We start from the raw sequence: 16,759 nt of genomic DNA, 5'->3' as shown, positions 1-16,759 counted from the left end.
TTCTAGTAAGTCCATGGGATCGCTCGATTCCATGGACTTATTTTCCTTCTGACGCACTTGTTGTTTCAGAATGTTATGTTATCCACATTTCTAATTAATAAATACTGATACGATGAGAAGAAGTAGGATTGCTATCCTTGCAGGGTTTGTATTTGCAGGTTTCTTTGTTGGTTTAAATGCCCAACATTCCATCCCTCCCCAGAGACCAATAATTTCTACAAAATATACAGCCGACCCGTCGCCGATGCTGCACAATGATACTGTGTTCCTATACACAGGTCATGATGAGGATGATGCAATGGGATTTAAGATGTTTGACTGGCTCCTCTATACTTCAACAGATATGGTTAACTGGACTGATCACGGACCGGTTGCCTCACTAAAGAATTTTGCATGGGTGCCTTATGATAACGGGGCATGGGCTGCTCAGTGTATTGAACGTAACGGCAAGTTCTATATGTATTGCCCTGTACCCAATGGTATTGGAATTGGTGTACTGGTATCAGACTCTCCCTATGGTCCTTTTGTTGACCCAATTGGAAAGCCGCTTATCCAGAACAGTAATCACGATATTGACCCTACAGTCCTGATTGACGATGACGGTCAGGCTTATCTGTACTGGGGTAACCCCAAACTGTATTACGTAAAACTAAATGATGACATGATTTCTTATTCTGGTGAGATCATGGTTGACCCAACAACCCCGGCCAACTATCAGGAAGGTCCATGGGTATGGAAGCGTAATGGTATGTATTACCTTGCATATGCTTCTACCTGCTGCCCTGAAGGTATTGGTTATGCAATGAGCACTAAGCCCTTCGGTGCATGGGAATACAAGGGTATGATCATTGATGCATCCGAACTGACCCGCGGTAATCACCCCGGTATTGTTGATTATAAAGGTAAGTCCTATGTTTTCGGACAAAACTACGACCTGCTCAAGAAGATTACCCCAAAGTTTTACGAACGTCGCTCAGTTGACCTCGACGAAATGGTTTACAACGAGGACGGCACAATCCAAAACAGGCATTACTTCTCGGTTGAAGGCCCAAAACAGGTACACTGGGTTAACCCTTTTGCCAGGGTAGAAGCTGAAACAATGGCATGGAGCGAAGGTGTAAAGGTGCAGTTTGAAACTGAGTGGGAAGGTGACTTCGACTGGGCAAGAGGCAAGAAGATTGCTGACCGCAGGTTTGTTACCTTTATTAACAATGGTGACTTCATAAAAGTGCAGGGTGTTGATTTCGGACCCGGTGCCGGCAAGATTCAGGTTAGCGCTTCACCAGTATATGGTGGTAAAATAGAGGTTCGTATCAACGGTGTTGACGGAAAGGTCATTGCTACTGTTGACATCAATCCTGCGCGTAAGTCAGGTATCTGGCAGATTTATGAGGCTCCCGTAAAGAAGGTAAGCGGAGTTCATGATCTGTACTTTGTATTCAAGGGAGACAAGGATCTTTTCCACTTCGACTGGTGGCAGTTTACCAGGAAGTAAACTATTGACAGATAATCTTTAAAATACAAAAAAAATGAAAAAGATTTGCTTTGCCATGATACTGTCCTGCATGATTTTCATGCAGGGCATGGCACAAACAATCACCCAGACAAAACAGGGGGTAAGCGTAAAATTCGATGACGCTGAGATACATATTGACTATTACAGCCCTGCTATTGTAAGAATTGTTAAGACTCCTGCCGGACATGCTTTCAAAAAGGAGAGTCTGTCTGTTATCAAAAAACCTGAGTCCGTTAAGACTACAGTAGTAAATACAGGGGACTTCCTTGAGCTTTCCACCGGAAAGCTCAAGGTGGCTCTTGACCTAAAGTCTGAGGCTTTGACCTTTTATGATGCTGCCGGAAAGGTGCTTATGGCTGAAAAACCAGGTTCTGCTTCTTTTACTGAGTTCAATGATGCAGGAACCAAGACTTTTAGCGTAAAGCAAGGTTTTGCTCTTGAGCCTGAGGAGGCAATCTACGGCCTTGGTATTTTGCAAAACAACAAGATGTCCCAGCGCAATCAGGAAGTTTACATGGTTCAGAACAACACCTGGGACTTCGTCACATTCTTCCAGTCTGTTAAAGGTTATGGTCTTTTCTGGGATAATTATTCACCAACTGTTTTTAAAGATGATAAGTCTGAGACCTCTTTCAGTTCAGAAGTAGGAGAGGGCATAGACTATTACTTTATGGTCGGTGGCAATGCCGATGGCGTTGTTGCAGAAATGAGAGACCTTACAGGTCAGGTTCCCATGTTTCCACTGTGGAGTTATGGTTTTTTTCAAAGCAAGGAAAGGTACAAGAGCCAGTTTGAAACAGTTGGTGTTGTTAAGAAATACCGTGAACTGGGAGTGCCGCTTGACGGAATAGTTCAGGACTGGCAGTACTGGGGAAACAACTACCTGTGGAATGCTATGGAGTTTCTGAGTGACGACTTCCCCGATGGCAAGGGCATGATCGATGAGATCCACAGTATGAATGCAAAGATTATGATCTCAATCTGGGCTTCTTTTGGTCCTGCTACAAAGCAGTACAGGGAACTTCAAAAGATCAATGGTCTTTACTCCTTCAATACCTGGCCTGAATCAGGCCTGACAGCCTGGCCACCGAATATGGACTATCCTTCCGGGGTGCGAGTATATGATGCCTTTAATCCCAAAGCAAGGGAGATCTACTGGAAACACCTGAAAGAAGGTTTGTTTGACCTAGGAATTGATGCATGGTGGATGGACTCAACCGAGCCCGACCACCTGAGTGCAAGGCCTGAGGATCTTGACAATCCCACCTATCTTGGTTCTTTCCGTAAGGTAAGGAATGCCTTCCCACTTGTGACAGTTGGGGGCGTTTATGATAACCAAAGGGCTGTTTCTTCTGATAAGAGGGTGTTGGTTCTTACTCGTTCAGCATTTGCAGGACAACAAAGATATGGTGCCAGCGTATGGTCTGGTGACGTCTTTACTACCTGGGATAACTTCCGTAAGCAGGTGCCGGCTGGATTGAACTTCTCACTTACCGGGATACCTCATTGGAACAGTGATATTGGCGGTTTCTTTGCCGGTGCATACAATAGGGGCTGGAATGACGGAAGTGGTGCGAAGAATCCACTTTTCCAGGAAATCTTTGTACGCTGGATGCAGTTTGCTGTCTTTACTCCAATGATGAGGTCACACGGAACTGATGTACCAAGAGAAATTTATCAATATGGCAGCAAGGGCGAACCAATATATGATGCTTTGGAAAAAGCAATTAACTTGCGTTACGCATTGCTTCCTTACATTTACTCTACTGCATGGGAGGTTACCGACAAGCAGGCTTCATTTATGAGAGCTCTTGTCATGGACTTCGCCCATGACAAGAAAGTCTGGGATCTTCCTTACGAGTATATGTTTGGTCGTTCTATTCTTGTTGCTCCGGTCGTCTATGCTCAATATACACCTGAGAATATTGACGATGCCAAGACAGAAGAAGGATGGAACAGGGTTGGGGGTAAGTTTGATGCAGAAAACATCGACGTGGACTTTACAGCTGCAAAGAGTTACAACGTATACCTGCCTGCAGGTGCTAATTGGTATGACTATTATAGCAATGTGATATTTGAAGGCGGTAGGGAAATTACCGTTGAGACAACCATTGATAAGATCCCCTTTTATATTAAAGCCGGAAGCATCATTCCTATTGGTCCGAAGGTGCAATATGCTGAAGAAAAGCTATGGGATGAACTTGAGATCCGGGTATATGAAGGTGCAGATGCAGAGTTTGTGCTGTATGAAGATGAGGGGGATAATTACAACTATGAGAAGGGAGTCTATTCTACTATAAGATTCTTCTGGGATGACAACAAGAAGGAACTTACAATCGATACCCGCAAGGGTGAGTTTCCCGGAATGCTGGCAGAACGGAAGTTCAGTATAGTAAGGATTAATCCTGCAACCGCATCAGACTCAAAGACTGGAGTTGACAAGGTTGTAAGCTACTCTGGAAAGAAGCTAAAAGTAAAGTTTTAAACTAAATACCATGAGAAATGTATTCAGGGCCCTGTGCCTGTTTATTCTTGCCGGGTCATGTACAAGTCCGAATGAGACCGGTGATTTGAAGCTGTGGTATGATGAACCAGCCTCCAAATGGGTTGAGGCCTTGCCGGTAGGCAACGGTCGGCTCGGAGCAATGGTCTTCGGTGTTCCAGGCGATGAACTGATACAGCTTAATGAGAATACTATTTGGGCAGGTAGCCCAAATAATAATGATAATCCTGAAGCACTTGAAGCGCTGCCTGCAATCAGGCAGATGATTTTCGAAGGTAAGTATAATGAAGCGCAGGATTTGGTAAATGCCAGGGTTATCTCTAAGAAATCTCACGGAATGCCCTATCAGACTGCCGGAAATCTCAGACTTAAGTTTGATGGTCACGACGATTTTACTGCATTTTATAGGGATCTGGATATAGAGCGTGCAGTGGCGACAACTACCTATAAGGTTGGTGAGGTTAGCTACAAACGTGAGGTGTTTTCTTCTTTTTCTGATGGAGTTATTGTAATCAGACTGACGGCTGACAAGCCAGGCTCTATTGCTTTCAAGATGAGCATGGACAGGCCTGGTGATGTCACTGTTAAGGCCGAGGCTGACAACCTGCTTAGTATGAGTGGTTTTACAAGCGGATTTGAGGGTGTCAAGGGTGATACTCTTGCGTTTGTTGTACTTGCAAAGGTGATTAATGAGGGTGGTGAACTGTCATCTGATGAGGCATCTGTGTCACTGGCAAATTCCAACAGCGCAACTATCCTGGTATCGATAGGAACAGGTTTTGTCAATTACAAGGATATTAGCGGGGATGCCTATGCACAGGCTATGGAGTATCTCGGCAAGGCTGAAGGCCGTGATTTCAGGGCGATGCAAAAAGATCACACTGCTTTCTATCAGAACCTGTTCAATAGGGTCACTCTTGACCTTGGAAGGACAGATTCTGTAAAGAATACAACTGATGTTAGAATAGAGCAGTTCAGATATGGCAATGACCCTTCTCTGGCAGCTCTTTACTTCCAATATGGACGTTATTTGCTTATCAGTTCATCTCAGCCTGGAACTCAGGCTGCCAATCTGCAGGGTATCTGGACTGATCAGCTATTCCCTGCATGGGATAGCAAGTATACTATCAATATCAATGCAGAGATGAATTATTGGCCTGCTGAACCAACCAACCTGCCTGAGTTGCATGAGCCACTTATCCAGATGATTCACGAGCTGGCTGAAGCGGGATCTGTAACTGCAAAGACAATGTATGGAGCAGGTGGATGGGTAGCCCATCACAATACAGATATCTGGAGAATCACAGGTCCTGTAGACGGAGCATACTGGGGCATGTGGCCCATGGGTGGTGTATGGTTGAGCCAACACCTGTTTGATAAGTATGAATTTAGTGGTGATACTGAGTATTTGCGCTCGGTCTATCCGGTGATGAAAGGTGCTGCCGAGTTTTGCCTTGATGTACTGCAGGAACATCCGGAAACAGGCTGGCTTGTAATTGTACCATCCAACTCCCCGGAGAACTCTCCTGCGGACCATTATCAGTCTTCAATGTCAGCAGGTACTACTATGGACAATCAGCTTGTTGCCGACATTATGCAAAAAACTCTCAAGGCAGCGGAGATCCTTGGTATTGATGAACCATTGAAGGAAAGGATGGAAACAGCCCTTGCCAAGTTGCCTCCTATGCAGATTGGTAAGCATGGACAATTGCAAGAGTGGATGTACGACTGGGATAATCCAAATGACAAACACCGTCATGTATCTCACCTCTATGGTATGTTCCCATCCAATCAGATAACTCCATTGAGTACTCCTGAACTTGCTGATGCAGCTAGAACCACGTTGATACATCGTGGTGACCCGTCCACAGGTTGGTCTGTCAACTGGAAGATAAACCTGTGGGCAAGGCTACTAGATGGTAATCATGTCTATGATTTGATAAAGGAGCAAATCAAGCTTGTCGGACGAGATAACGGACAGGGAAGGGGTTTTGGTGAAGCTGGTGGTACCTATGCCAATATGTTTGATGCCCACCCACCATTCCAGATTGACGGAAATTTTGGATTCACTTCAGGTCTTGCTGAGATGCTGATGCAAAGCCATGATGGTGCCATCCATCTTATTCCTGCACTGCCTGACGTATGGCCTGCTGGTAAGGTCACTGGTCTAAGGGCAAGAGGTGGATTTGAGATTGTAGAACTTATTTGGGAAGATCACAAGGTCGTAAAGGCCGTTATCAAGTCCAGGCTTGGAGGTAATCTTAGAATTAGGTCGGCTAATCAGCTTACTGCAAAAGGTAAGTTTGCTGAAGCCCAGGGCGAAAACCCCAATCCTTTCTATCAAAGGCCTGCTGTCAAGCAACCTTTGATATCCCCTGAAGCTTCTCTTAAGGCTTTTGATCTGCCTGAATACTACTTATATGATATTGAAACAAGTCAGGGAGATACAATTATTCTTACTGCGAAATAAGATACTAATCTATTAATAACTAAATGATGAGAATCAGAACTATTGCGTTATCGCTTTTTTGTATCACAGCACTAAATGCCCAAAACCCTATAATTCAGACATCCTTTGCGGCAGATCCTGCCCCGATGGTATATGGGGACAAGGTCTTTATTTACACCAGCCACGATGAGGATGAGACTGTCAACAACTTCTTTACAATGTACGACTGGATGCTTTTCTCATCTGAGGATATGGTCAACTGGACCGATCATGGCGCAGTAGCCTCTTTGAAGGATTTTGGTTGGTGTGAGCGCACCAACGGTGCATGGGCACCTCAGGCTATTGAACGCAATGGCAAATTCTATCTGTATGTGCCTATTCACGGCGAAGGAATCTCAGTGCTGGTGGCCGATTCGCCCTATGGTCCCTTCCATGATCCATTGGGTCACAGACTTATCCTGGATACTGAAAATGTATGGCAGGATATCGACCCTACTGTCTTTATTGATGACGACGGTCAAGCTTACCTGTTCTGGGGCAATCCAAACTTACTGTATGTAAGACTCAACGAAGACATGATTTCGTACGACAGGAGTGTGGGTAAGAACGGAATCTTTGCTGTAGAAATGACTACTGAGGCTTTTGGTAGCGTAGCTGGTCCTGATGGTACCGAACGTTGTGCTTATACTGAAGGTCCCTGGTTTTACAAACGCAATGGTCTGTATTACCTGATCTATGCAGCCTCCGGTATTCCTGAAAAAATAGCCTACTCAACAGCTCCGACTCCTGATGGTCCATGGACATTCAGAGGTTTTGTAATGGACAGGGCAGATCACCTGGCCTTTACTAACCATGGTGGTGTCATTGATTTCAAAGGTAAGTCCTATTTCATATACCACACTCAAGGGCTGTCAAACGAAGGCTTCAAGCGGTCAACAGCGGCTGAGGAGTTTAGCTACAACGAAGACGGTACTATTCCTATGATTACTCCCACTATTGAAGGTAACATAAAGAGCGTAAAGCCTTTGAATCCATTCAAGAGGGTGGAGGCTGAAACAATTGCCTGGTCTGAGGGTGTTAAGACTGCGAAGAGCGGTGTTACAGGTGTCTATGTCACTAATATTCACAACGGTGACTATATTAAGATTAAGAGCGTTGACCTGGAAAAGGGCGGTAAGCGTTTCCTTGCAAGCGTTTCTTCTGACACCAAGGGTGGCAGGATAGAAGTGAGACTAGGTGGTGTTGACGGAAAACTCATTGCAACCCTGAATGTCGATAATACCGGATGTAAGGAAACCTGGAAGATTGTTTCAGGCAAGATGGCCAAAGCTCAGGGAATCAATGATATCTACCTTGTGTTTAGAGGTGGTGATGGCGAGTTGTTTAACTTCGACTGGTGGACAATAGAAAAATAACATGAAACTGAAGCCTGGATTATTATTGCTGATAACTTCACTATGGCTTTGGGCCTGCGGTCAGTCAGTGTCATACACTGAAACTGGCAAGGGTATAAATGTAAGGTTGCCGGAAGGCAACCTTACGCTTATTCCCCTGACCGATAACTCGGTTAGAGTGAAGTTTTTTACAGAAGGGGAAACAGAAGTACCGGAGTTTATTCTTACCGGGGAGACTGAGGTTCCATGGTTTGAAACCGAGGAGGTAAAAGGCGGACTTAAGCTCAAGCTTAAGTCCATGGCTGTAGAACTGAATTATCGTAGTGGAAGCCTTAGTTTCCTGGATGCTGAAGGTCGCGTCTTTCTTGAGGAACAGGCCGGTTCAAGGGTATTCCTTCCCGATACTGTTCAAGGCGAACCATGCTTTGTGGCTGAACAGAGTTTTGTGACTGGCAGTGATGAACTGATTCTTGGACTGGGACAGTTTCAGGATGGTTACTTCAACCTAAACGGATTGAGCAGACGTCTGACTCAGGTTAACAGCCAGATTTCTATTCCCTTTATTTATTCTGATAAGGGCTATGGCCTACTTTGGCACCAATACGGATTGACAGACTTTAATCCTGCTGACAATAAGATAGAGCTGGCCCTTCAGCATAGCGATGATGCGGCCGAAGGCCAGTTGGCTGAAGTTACCACTACCCATGGTACTCAGAGAGTATCCCAGGATCAAAGAGTGTATACAGGTAGTTTTACTGTGCCACGTGAGGGAGAATATTCGCTGTTTCTGGATCTGGGTAAGATGGGCAACAGACATTTTGTGGCAGTAGATGACGTGCCTGTACTTGATATAAGCAATATGTGGCTGCCACCGACAGCAGGCACTCTGGTGCACCTGAGTAAGGGTGAGCACAAGGTTACAGTGATTTGCAAGGCAGATAATGAACCTTCGCTTTTCTGGGATGAAAAGGAAGAGTTAAGCACCTTTAGGTCTCCTCATGCACGCAACCTGGACTATGTGGTATTCTATGGTCCATCGGCAGATAAGGTAATATCGACATATCGTAAGCTTAGCGGAAATGCTCCGATGTTTCCACTTTGGGCCTATGGTTTCTGGCAATGTCGGGAAAGATATACGTCAGGCACTCATCTTGTTGAGACAGTAAAGGAATTCCGTAAGAGGGATATTCCAATGGATGTAATTGTACAGGATTGGCAGTATTGGGGAAGCAAAGGCTGGGGGGTTCCGGAATTTGATGAAACACATTATCCAAATCCTTCGGCTTTTATAAAGGAGATTCACGATCTGAATGCAAAGCTTGTTGTTTCGATATGGTCCAATCCTGATTTAAATTCAACCCTAGGTAAGGCCTACACCGAGAAAGGGCGCTTTGTTCCCGGAACCAACTGGCTGGACTACTTTAATCCTGCAACCAGAGAGGATTACTGGAATACCCTTAATGATAATATGTTCTCGAACGGAGTGGATGCCTGGTGGATGGATGCTGTTGAGCCTGAAAATGATGCTCTTGCAGGAAGGATGACATATTTGGGACCGGGCAACTTCTACCGATTGACATATCCGCTTATGGTGAGCAAGGCTGTGTACGAGGGGCAGAGATCGGCAACTGACGACAAGCGTGTTTGTATCCTTACTCGTTCAGCCTTTTCAGGTCAACAAAGATATGGGGTAATAAACTGGTCGGGAGATATTGGCGGTAACTGGGACGGCTACAAGAGACAGATTACCGCTGGTCTGAATTTCGTGATGACGGGATTACCATACTGGACTACAGATATAGGAGGATTCTTCAGACCCGGACCGAGGCAGTATACCGATGATAACTACAAGGAACTGCTGGTAAGATGGTATCAGTGGGGTGCCTTCAGTCCTATATTCCGTATGCATGGTTATATGAGCGAAACCGAACCATGGAAATATGGTGATGAGGTTGAACAAGCTATGCGTAAGATGCTTGAGCTGCGTTACAGACTTATTCCTTATATTTACTCTGAAGCATGGAAGGTAACCAATATGGGAAGTACCATGATGCGTCCTCTGGTGATGGACTTTATTGGTGACAAAGAGGCATCTGAACAAGCATACCAGTATATGTTTGGCAGTTCCTTCCTCGTTGCTCCGGTTACTGAGTCTGGTGTGGATGTTGTTAAGGTGTATCTGCCTGAATCAGAGGGGTGGTATGACTTCTGGACCGGAACAAACTACAAGGGTAAGCAATGGGTTGATGTGAATGTTGCATTTGACAGACTTCCCCTATTTGTAAAGGCAGGTTCAATAGTTCCCATGGGCAATCATATTCAACATACAGGTAAACTACCTGCTGATGTTATAGAACTTAGAATCTATGATGGAGCAGATGGCTGTTTTGTGCTGTACGAAGATGAAGGTGACGGCTATGGCTATGAAGAAGGCAGATATTCAACAATAACATTCAGATGGGATAGTGCGAAGCACAGTCTGACAATAGATGACACTGAAGGTGAGCATCCTGGTATGCTTAAGGAAAGAACCTTCAGGATTGTACTTGTCAGTGCTAAAAAGGGAGTCGGTATTGAAGTTTCCAGGGAGGTTGACAAGATTATCTCTTATGACGGAAAGAATCAGGTTGTGGACTTTGATTGATATTTCTATTAAAAAGCAAGTCTTATGTGTAAAACGTGTGTCTATTTAAGGAGTCTGTTGCTGATAATTGCTTTGCACGCTGCAGCATTTGTATCAGCAGCGGATATTGAATTACGTTCTCCAAACGGTAAAGTTGGAGCTGTATTAACCAGCGAGGAGGGGCACTGGTTTCTCAAAGTGGATTACAGAGATAGTGAAGGTAGTACCGAACTCACAAAGGTCAGTCTGGGGTTAAGCCGCAGCGATCAGGACTTTTTCGGTGACCTGAGGCTGCTAAAGATAGGTAAGCCTGTTCAGATAAAGGAGGAATATACTGCTCTCCATGGCAAGCGTACCAAGAGGCTGAATTTTGGTACTGAGCAGGTTTTCTCATTTGAAAACCCCTCAAAAGCCAAAATGAATGTGATTGTAAGAGCGTACAATGATGGAGTGGTTTTCAGATATGAGTTCCCTGAAAAGTCAGGAAAGTACACAGTAAAGGACGAGTTTACCACTTATACTGTTCAGGACAGTACTTTAAGATGGCTTCAGAAGTTTGATCTGTCAAACGAGAACCTATATGCTCTGATTAAGGATGGAAGCGTACAGCGCGACTGGTCATATCCTGCTCTGTTCAAGGATAAAGATAAGGAAGCCTGGTTTTTGATTCATGAAGCTGACCTTGATCGTGGCTATGCGGGTACCAAGTTGGTCAACTTCACTGACGGAAATGGATTTAAAGTAGCCCTTCCTCTTGACCATGAGGGAGAGGGAGATGCACTTCCGGTAATCGAACTACCATGGAAGTCTCCATGGAGGGTGATAATACTTGGTGACCTGGCTAGCATAGTTGAGTCAACCCTTGTTGAGGATGTGTCAAAACCATCTGTTATTAGCAATACCGACTGGATTAAGCCCGGTAAGGTGTCATGGAATTACTGGTCGGACAACCATGGAACACGTGACTATCAGACAGTGAAGAAATTTACCGATCTGGCTGCTGAAATGGATTGGCCCTATACTTTGTTTGACTGGGAATGGGATGCAATGCAGAACGGCGGAAATGTCGAAGATGCTGCAAGATATGCTGTATCCAAAGGGGTGAAGCCGTTGATCTGGTATAATTCGGGTATGTTCAAGTGGATTACCTCAACTCCTGTCGACAGGATGAAGACCCACGAAAGTCGCATGAAGGAGTTTGCCTGGCTTAAGAGCCTTGGTTTTGTTGGCGTAAAGGTTGATTTCTTCCTTAGCGAAAAACAATATATGATTGATTACTATCTGGATATTCTGGAAGATGCGGCAGAAATGGAAATGATGGTCAACTTCCACGGTGCCATTGTGCCCCGTGGCTGGACACGCACTTATCCAAACTTAATGACTACTGAGGCTGTACGTGGTGCTGAATGGTACAACAATAATCCTGAACTAACAACTACTGCTCCGGAGCATAATTCTGTGATGCCCTTTACCCGCAATGTGGTTGGTTCTATGGACTATACCCCGGTTACCTTCTCAAATTCACAGTATCCTCATATTACCTCCTATGGTCACGAGCTGGCTCTCAGTGTAGTTTTCGAATCAGCATTTCAGCATTTGGCTGATCGTCCTGAAGCATACAGGGAATTGCCTCATGCAGCTCTGTCCTTCCTGAAGGAAGTGCCTGCAGCCTGGGATGAACTTGTGTTTCTTAGCGGGTATCCAGGTAGGGATGTATGTCTTGCCCGTCAAAAAGGAGACAAGTGGTATGTTGGAGCGCTGAACTCCGGTTTCAGGGGTAAGATGATCAAGGTTGACTTTGGATTTCTTGAAGAAGGTGTCAGCTACAAGTATTGTGTTATAACTGATGGAAAACACGACAAGGAATTCAGTACTTCATACGGAGTGGTAACTAAAGGTGACTCGTTGGAAGTTGAGACTCTACCTCGAGGAGGTTTTGTAATAAGTCTGAAACCACTGACTGCGCTTTTGGACAACCAATAGAAAATGATGCAATCAGGTTTAAGGTACTGTAAATAGAGCCTGACTTCAAATGTCATAGCGACTCCTCAATTCTACCTGGTATTCTGGAAAGACAAGTAGTCATGGCCTGTATAACTAAGTAGTAGCCTGTATTAACAGGTGTTGCAACAAAATAGTTTCAGCCCGCTGGTGTCAGAAATCTGCGTTTTCCGGATTGATGATCTCGACGGGCTGAAACTCTTCTTTAGAGAAGGTTTTGCCAGTAGTTAGGTGTTCGAACATCATCTTCAGGGCTTTCTCGGATGACTCAACAGGTCTTTGCCCAATCAGGAAATTAATAATACCGTGTTTGAGGAAGTCAAGGTTCTCCTTTGTCATTTCATATCCCACCAGAATAATATCTTTCAGCCCCTTTTCCTCGAGGTATGATGCCACGATGTGGGTCTTTGCGCTTGATACAAGTATAGCTCCTATGTCGGGATAATCAGCAAATACTTTGTTGAGTTTTTGCCTTACTGTATCCATATTGCTTGATTCTATCTCGACAGTAATTTTCCTTCCCTTATTTCTGCCACCTTCCCCGAAATAGTTCATAAAGCCACGTGTGCGACTGTACAGGTGTCGTGTGTTTTCAAGATCCTTAGCGATATTTACAACCAAAATATCATTATCTGCTCCTACACCGAAGTCGACCAGGCTTGCTGCAACCCGGCCACTCTTGTAGGCGTTTTCGCCCAAAAAGCTAAGATTTCCGCAGTTTTCTATGTGGGAGTCGATAAATATGTAGGGCACGCCCTTTTCTTCGAGTCTTGAGCATATGTGCAATGATTCTTTGCGAAGGATGGGAGCCAGGATAACACCTTCAGGTTCGTCGTTGAGCAGATCCTCTGCCTTGCTAAGAAAATCGGCCTCATTGTGTAGTTCGAACAGGTAATAGCTAACATTTACTTTGAAGGGACGCAGCTCATTTAAAGCCTTGTTAATCCCTGCGGGATGCATGGCCCAAAATGAGTTGTCCTTGTCAGCTCTTGGAATTAGTACAGCTATTTTGTACTGCTTTTTTGTAGTAAGTGCCTGTGCAACAATATTGGGCTTGTAATCAAGCTCACGGGCTATTTTAAGGATTTTTTCCTTTGTATCAGCAGCGACTTCGCCACGGTTATGCAACACCCTGTCAACCGTGCCTATGGAAAAGCCGGACAATTTTGCTATGTCTTTGATACGAACCTGTTTCATAATTAAGAAAAGCCATCAGAAAAAACTGCAGGCCCAATATGTATGACAAATACCTGCATCCAGTGATGCAGGTATTTGTCAGTATTGATTGTTAAATGACTATTGGCTTGTATTTGGGAACAAGTGCTTTCATAAGCAGCCATCCTATAAGATAGGCTACTGAGCAGAAGAGGAAAACGATGAAATATCCTGCTTCTACACCCTGAAAGCCCATAAATTTCATGCTGGTTTCTTCAGCAAAGTCGAAGAGTATGCCAGATGATCTGTTTATTAAAAACGCTGACAGTCCTCCTGCCATACCGCCGATACCTGTGATTGTTGCAACAGCAGATTTTGGGAACATATCACCTATAGTCGAGAAGATATTTGCAGACCATGCCTGGTGGGCTGCACCTGCAAGACCAATAATGATCACAGGATACCAGAACGACAGCTTACCAAGCGGCTGTGCCATCATTGCAAGTAAGGGGAAGAAGGCAAAAATCAGCATTGCCTTCATACGTCCAGCATATGGATTCATCCCCTTCTTGTCGACAAAGTAAGTTGGCAACCAACCCCCGATAATTGACAACAAGGTGATGCCGTATAACAGGAAGAGTAGGAACTGCGCCATCGTTTGGTCGGATGTCAGTCCATACACATCGCTCAGATAGGCCGGAGTCCAGAATAGGTAGAACATCCACACTCCGTCGGTCATAAACTTACCCACTGTAAAGGCCCAGGTCTGCTTGTATGTAAAGCATTTTAAGAAAGGTATCTTCTTTGCATCCCTTCCCTCATCACCGTTTGCTGCCTCCTCATGACTGTCCTGATGTATGTAGTCAAGTTCAGCCTTGTTAACAAGAGGGTGAACTTCGGGCTTTTTGTACATAAAGATCCAGAAGCCCATCCAGACAAAACCAAGTGCACCGATCACAATAAAGGACATCTCCCAACCCCAGTGGGCTGCTATAATTGGAATGCTAAATGGGGCTAGCAGGGCGCCCACCGTGGCACCTGCATTGAAAATACTTGTTGCAAAAGCTCTGTCCTTCTTTGGGAAGAACTCGGCAGTTGCCTTGATTGCAGCCGGGAAGTTGCCTGCTTCTCCAAGTGCAAGTACTATTCTTGCAAAAATAAAGAGGGTTACACTTACGGAAACGACCAATCCGACGTCTCCAACCGTAGCGATGGACTCTTTGGCTCCTTCAAAACCAACCAACCATTTGCCGGTAAGAATACCAGAGGTAGCAATACCGCAATAGGCATGGAGTACGGCACCTACAGACCATATTCCGATGGCCCACAAATAACCCTTCTTAGTATCAAGCCAGTCAACAAACTTACCGGCAAAGAGCATACAGCCTGCATAAAATAGTGAAAACAGACTTGTGATATTACCGTAGTCACTATTGGTCCAGTGAAATTCAGGTGCAATAAAGTCCTTCCAGGTCAATGATAATACCTGTCGGTCCAGATAGTTGACAGTCGTGGCAAAGAACAACAGAGAACAGATGTACCATCTGTAGTGCGACATTTTCTCTTTTGAAATAGACATGATGAGTGGGCTTAAATATTAGACGTTATAGGTTGTAGAGGCTGTAGTTCCACCCCTTCCTGTCCAGTTGGTATGGAAGAACTCACCACGTGGTTTGTCTACTCTTTCATATGTATGAGCACCAAAGAAGTCACGTTGAGCCTGCAGGAGGTTAGCCGGAAGACGTTCTGAGCGATAACCGTCGAAATAGTTCAATGCGCTTGAGATAGCTGGCGCAGGAATCCCGTTTATTACCGCAGTTGCTATTACGTTTCTCCAACCTTGTTGTGCCTTTTCTACAACGTCTTTGAAGAAGGGATCAAGCAAGAGGTTGCTCAGGTCCTTGTTTCTGTCAAACGCTTCCTTTATGCGACCGAGGAAGGCAGAACGTATGATACAGCCTCCACGCCACATAAGGGCAATGCCTCCGTAGTTGAGGTTCCATCCGTATTCTTTTGCAGCCGCAGCCATAAGCGCATAACCTTGGGCATATGAAACTATCTTGGATGCAAACAGGGCTGACTCAATGTCTTTGATAAACTGCTTTTTGTCACCCTTGAATTCAGGTTTTGGACCTTTGATTATCTTGGATGCAGCAACTCTTTCTTCTTTGATAGCTGACAGACAACGTGAAAAAACTGCTTCACCGATAAGGGTTAACGGTACTCCATGTTCAAGGGCTGATACAGCAGTCCACTTGCCTGTACCTTTCTGACCTGCAGTATCCAGAATCTTGTCAACTAGCGGCTGGCCGTCCTCATCTTTGAAAGCCAGAATATCACGTGTAATCTCTATCAGGTATGAATCCAATGGTCCTTCGTTCCATTCCTTGAATACCAGGTGCATCTCATCAGCTGACATACCCAGAACATCCTTCATGATATGGTAAGCCTCATTGATAAGCTGCATATCACCGTATTCGATACCGTTGTGAACCATCTTGACGAAGTGGCCTGCACCATTTTCGCCAACCCAGTCACAGCATGGTGTACCATCTTCAACCTTGGCAGCTATACTCTGGAAGACTGGCTTTACAACAGGCCATGCTTTTTGACTGCCCCCCGGCATAATAGAAGGACCTAGCAGGGCACCTTCCTCACCACCTGATACACCAGTTCCAATATAGAGCAAGCCCTTGCTTTCAACATAAGCAGTACGGCGGTTGGTATCGGGATAGTGGGTGTTTCCACCGTCAATCAGGATGTCGCCCTGATCGAGAAGGGGAACAAGAGATTCAATAAGATCATCCACCGGCTTGCCAGCCTTCACCATCATCATTATTTTACGAGGACGCTCAAGTGAAGCAACAAGCTCTTGCAATGAATGAGTTCCCCTTATATTTTTGCCTTTGGCACGTCCGTTGACAAAGTCGTCAACCCTTTGGGTGGTACGGTTGTACACCGAAACCTGAAAGCCCTTGCTTTCCATGTTCAGCACCAGGTTTTCACCCATTACTGCCAAACCTATCAATCCTATGTCTGATAATTCCTTCATATGGCTTAGTTTTTACATTTACTTTTAAAGAGATCTTCCTTCCGGGAAATATTGCTTCTGCAAGCC

At 45.0% G+C, this 16,759-nt stretch carries 9 protein-coding genes; 6 read left to right on the top strand and 3 right to left on the bottom strand.

Annotated elements, in window-relative coordinates:
- Window positions 1-112: 112 nt before the first annotated feature.
- The 6 genes from M9189_RS10040 to M9189_RS10015 are packed head-to-tail and all read left to right on the top strand — an operon-like array spanning window position 113 to window position 12,468.
- Window positions 113-1,495 carry a glycoside hydrolase family 43 protein gene (locus M9189_RS10040; RefSeq protein WP_250722884.1) on the top strand — a complete coding sequence of 461 codons (1,383 nt, stop codon included), beginning with the start codon at window positions 113-115 and terminating at the stop codon, window positions 1,493-1,495.
- A 34-nt stretch (window positions 1,496-1,529) separates the two neighbouring features.
- Complete coding sequence (locus M9189_RS10035) at window positions 1,530-4,001, top strand: glycoside hydrolase family 31 protein (protein WP_250722882.1); 2,472 nt, start codon at window positions 1,530-1,532, stop codon at window positions 3,999-4,001.
- Window positions 4,002-4,011: 10 nt separating this feature from the next.
- Entirely contained in the window at window positions 4,012-6,489 is a 2,478-nt protein-coding gene (locus M9189_RS10030) for a glycoside hydrolase family 95 protein (RefSeq protein WP_250722880.1), read from the top strand.
- A gap of 23 nt (window positions 6,490-6,512) precedes the next feature.
- The gene (locus M9189_RS10025; RefSeq protein WP_250722878.1) at window positions 6,513-7,883 is read left to right on the top strand and encodes a glycoside hydrolase family 43 protein; all 1,371 of its coding nucleotides are present in this window, start codon (window positions 6,513-6,515) and stop codon (window positions 7,881-7,883) included.
- 1 nt (window position 7,884) lies between these two features.
- Window positions 7,885-10,506, top strand: coding sequence for a glycoside hydrolase family 31 protein (locus M9189_RS10020; RefSeq protein ID WP_250722876.1), 2,622 nt, complete (start codon window positions 7,885-7,887; stop codon window positions 10,504-10,506).
- Window positions 10,507-10,530: 24 nt separating this feature from the next.
- The gene (locus M9189_RS10015; RefSeq protein ID WP_250722874.1) at window positions 10,531-12,468 is read left to right on the top strand and encodes a glycoside hydrolase family 97 protein; all 1,938 of its coding nucleotides are present in this window, start codon (window positions 10,531-10,533) and stop codon (window positions 12,466-12,468) included.
- Window positions 12,469-12,639: 171 nt separating this feature from the next.
- On the opposite strand, the gene M9189_RS10010 is transcribed toward M9189_RS10015, so the two are convergent.
- From M9189_RS10010 to gnd, 3 genes are all read right to left on the bottom strand, one after another.
- On the bottom strand, window positions 12,640-13,683 hold the full coding sequence (locus M9189_RS10010; protein ID WP_250722872.1) for a LacI family DNA-binding transcriptional regulator: 1,044 nt from the start codon (window positions 13,681-13,683) through the stop codon (window positions 12,640-12,642).
- Window positions 13,684-13,774: 91 nt separating this feature from the next.
- The gene (locus M9189_RS10005; RefSeq protein WP_250722870.1) at window positions 13,775-15,220 is read right to left on the bottom strand and encodes an MFS transporter; all 1,446 of its coding nucleotides are present in this window, start codon (window positions 15,218-15,220) and stop codon (window positions 13,775-13,777) included.
- 18 nt (window positions 15,221-15,238) lie between these two features.
- Window positions 15,239-16,693 (bottom strand): decarboxylating NADP(+)-dependent phosphogluconate dehydrogenase, encoded by a 1,455-nt coding sequence (gnd, locus tag M9189_RS10000; protein WP_250722868.1) that lies wholly within the window; start codon window positions 16,691-16,693, stop codon window positions 15,239-15,241.
- Between the last annotated feature and the right edge of the window lie 66 nt (window positions 16,694-16,759).

The organism is Xiashengella succiniciproducens, from assembly GCF_023674465.1.
GTDB classification, from domain to species: Bacteria; Bacteroidota; Bacteroidia; order Bacteroidales; family Marinilabiliaceae; genus Geofilum; species Geofilum succiniciproducens.
This window is presented reverse-complemented; position numbering and strand designations above follow the sequence as displayed.

Excerpts from the sequence above, each read along its gene's own strand:
- M9189_RS10040 (WP_250722884.1), top strand. The coding sequence starts at position 113 with ATGAGAAGAAGTAGGATTGCTATCCTTGCAGGGTTTGTATTTGCAGGT.
- M9189_RS10005 (WP_250722870.1), bottom strand. The coding sequence starts at position 15,220 with ATGTCTATTTCAAAAGAGAAAATGTCGCACTACAGATGGTACATCTGT.
- M9189_RS10025 (WP_250722878.1), top strand. The coding sequence starts at position 6,513 with ATGATGAGAATCAGAACTATTGCGTTATCGCTTTTTTGTATCACAGCA.
- M9189_RS10030 (WP_250722880.1), top strand. The coding sequence starts at position 4,012 with ATGAGAAATGTATTCAGGGCCCTGTGCCTGTTTATTCTTGCCGGGTCA.
- M9189_RS10015 (WP_250722874.1), top strand. The coding sequence starts at position 10,531 with ATGTGTAAAACGTGTGTCTATTTAAGGAGTCTGTTGCTGATAATTGCT.
- M9189_RS10010 (WP_250722872.1), bottom strand. The coding sequence starts at position 13,683 with ATGAAACAGGTTCGTATCAAAGACATAGCAAAATTGTCCGGCTTTTCC.
- M9189_RS10020 (WP_250722876.1), top strand. The coding sequence starts at position 7,885 with ATGAAACTGAAGCCTGGATTATTATTGCTGATAACTTCACTATGGCTT.
- M9189_RS10035 (WP_250722882.1), top strand. The coding sequence starts at position 1,530 with ATGAAAAAGATTTGCTTTGCCATGATACTGTCCTGCATGATTTTCATG.
- gnd (WP_250722868.1), bottom strand. The coding sequence starts at position 16,693 with ATGAAGGAATTATCAGACATAGGATTGATAGGTTTGGCAGTAATGGGT.